This window comes from Bartonella sp. AD328YNZD (assembly GCF_042196425.1).
This window is the reverse complement of sequence record NZ_JBHIQG010000358.1, coordinates 1-2,328: the sequence shown is the minus strand read 5'-3', so window position 1 is coordinate 2,328 and position 2,328 is coordinate 1. Positions and strand designations below refer to the sequence as shown.

Genomic DNA, 2,328 nt, shown 5'->3' with positions numbered 1-2,328 from the left:
ACATCTTTTGGTAAAATTTTACGGAAACTTCGCATTGATCACTCCGAACGCCTCTTAGATATGGCTAAGAAATTAGATATATCTGTAGCATTTTTATCATCTGTAGAAATTGGCAAAAAATCTGTTCCTGTAGGATTGGAGGAAAAGATAATTGAACTCTATGCTTTAGATCAAGAGGTAGCAGAAATTTTGAGAAGAGAGTCGGATTCTTGTCGCAAAAGTTTTATTATAAAGCCTTCTGATACTTTCAGATGTGAAACTGTTGGTATGTTTTCTAGACTGATAAACATTATTTCACAAGAAGATTTAGAACTATTAAAAAAATTATTAGAGAAAGCTGGCAAAAAGAATGCATTTTGTAAAGGAAAGTGTAAAAATCCTATTCCCGAACCTTTATTTATTTATCCCGAACCTTTAAAAAAGTCATATAAAATCAAAAAGTTATAGCGCCATAAAAGTGCTGTGGCGGAGGGGGTGGGATTCGAACCCACGGTACAGTCTCCTGCACGCCGGTTTTCAAGACCGGTGCCTTAAACCGCTCGGCCACCCCTCCAAACTAGATATGCTTTTTGACAAACTTCTTGTAAAAGGTCAATCATTTTAATACGCTTTCTATAGTGTTTTTTAAGTTTCAATAAAAATAATTCTCCATAAGCTAATTCTTTGAGAGTGTTACCTAATCGTTTTATTTTTAAATATGGTAATTCTTTCTGGCAAATAAAAAGCAAGTAAAATAAAATAGTTATGTCTAATATAAGGGAATTTAAAGATTATTGATTCTATTATATTTTTTTGCCTCTATCCCTCATTTTTTTGAAGTTTTTTAATTGCCTCTATTGCGAGCTTTTTACGATCTGCGCTCTTTGTGTAAAGAGATGCCATAGCATCATTTGTCCAGCCAAAAAGTGCTTTCAATTGTGAGACCGTTGCACCAGAGTTAGCTGCGCGTGTTGCTGCTAATTTTCTTAAACCATGCGCTGATTTTTTGATACATGCTTTGGTACATGCTTTTAAAAACGCATGTCCAAAGCTTTCCTTGGTAAATTTTGTACCTTTTTTACCACAAATAAATGTTTCGTCACCAATAGGACCAGTTTTAAGGGTTTGTGCGAGTTCTGGTAAAATAGGAAGAAAAACATCTGTTTTAAATTGGCTCTTTTCTGTTTTGAGATGAATGATATTATCTTTTACGTCTTTCCAACCAATGCGAACAGCATCACCACGACGCAAGCCCGTATACAAAAGAACATCAATCCAAACACGTTCATGGGTACCGACAGACCAATGTTGATAATATTTTTCTATGTCTTCTTCTATCCAAGTGGGTAAGCCATTTTTGTTTTTGGGAGGGGGTTTTTTAACGCCTAAAGCTGGGTTACTTTCTAAAAGATCTTGTTCAATTGCCCATTTAAAAAGTCCATTAAGTGCTTTCAAAAAATTTTGAGCTGCTGCTGGCATTTCTTTGCGGCGTTCAACACCAGCTATAATATGTTTTTTTTCAATTGCTCGGTATGGAATGTTTCCTATGGTATCACATACCTTCATAAGGATGAGTTCTTTTTGTTTTTTTGTAGCTTTAGTGTAGCTATGCCAATTAACACTATTAAAATATTGTTTAAGCAGCCATGCAAATGACCCTTCAATCAGTTTGCCGATTTTCGGTTTTGGAGGGATTATGCCTTGTAATTCGGCAAGTGCGCTTTTGTAGTTGTCAACAAACTCTTGTGTTCCATAAGTTCCGCGTATTCTAATACGTTTTCCATGACCAATACGTACATACCATACGATTTTGCCATGTTGGGTAATTTGTTTAACGAGATGAGGGGGGCGTGGTTTTGGCATGATCAATTTTACATCTTAGAGAGTGCGATTTCGTAATATTCATTCTTTGACAAATCTAAAAGTGTGTCTGGGTGTGCTGTTGAGTTTGGTATTGGAATATCTGCTTTAAGATAGATAAGCAGTTCACCGGTAGGTTTGATTTCTATGAGTTCGCATTTTTGCTTTTTTGCTTCTCTTAAAGCTCGTGCAATGTCTGCTTGCGTTATGATAGCTTTACGAGGCGCCATATCTTTTCTCCTTACATTGAGACGCAATTCACCCATTTCGTGAATCACGCATGACTTAAAAGTTGTTATGAAAGGGCGGGGGTGTTCGTAGATATGCGGGGAACAAAGCACCCCCATAAGGTTAAGCAGCTTTTGTAGAGAGTTGTTGTATCTCTCGTTCTATATCTGCTAAAAAGGCTTGAACAGCTTGATTGATCTGTTCAATTTGTTGATCATCACGGAGAACACGCTTGACTTTCATGCGCAAGTGAAAGAATTC

General features: G+C 36.6%; 2 protein-coding genes, 1 tRNA gene and 2 pseudogenes. 1 reads left to right on the top strand and 4 read right to left on the bottom strand.

Translation table 11 applies throughout. The features are described 5' to 3' along the window. A pseudogene (locus tag ACFIO3_RS11735) lies at positions 1-348 on the top strand (helix-turn-helix domain-containing protein); the annotation flags it as partial. A gap of 115 nt (positions 349-463) precedes the next feature. Here the strand turns inward: ACFIO3_RS11735 and ACFIO3_RS11730 are convergent. The 4 genes and pseudogenes from ACFIO3_RS11730 to ACFIO3_RS11715 all read right to left on the bottom strand — a co-directional run. Further along, positions 464-553: transfer RNA gene (locus ACFIO3_RS11730), tRNA-Ser, on the bottom strand. Between the two features lie 245 nt (positions 554-798). Further along, positions 799-1,842: a tyrosine-type recombinase/integrase gene (locus ACFIO3_RS11725; RefSeq protein WP_375608877.1), complete on the bottom strand. Its 1,044-nt coding sequence runs from the start codon at positions 1,840-1,842 to the stop codon at positions 799-801. Positions 1,843-1,850: 8 nt separating this feature from the next. Beyond that, entirely contained in the window at positions 1,851-2,069 is a 219-nt protein-coding gene (locus ACFIO3_RS11720) for a hypothetical protein (protein ID WP_375616312.1), read from the bottom strand. A 121-nt stretch (positions 2,070-2,190) separates the two neighbouring features. Beyond that, positions 2,191-2,328: pseudogene (locus tag ACFIO3_RS11715) on the bottom strand (exonuclease); the annotation flags it as partial.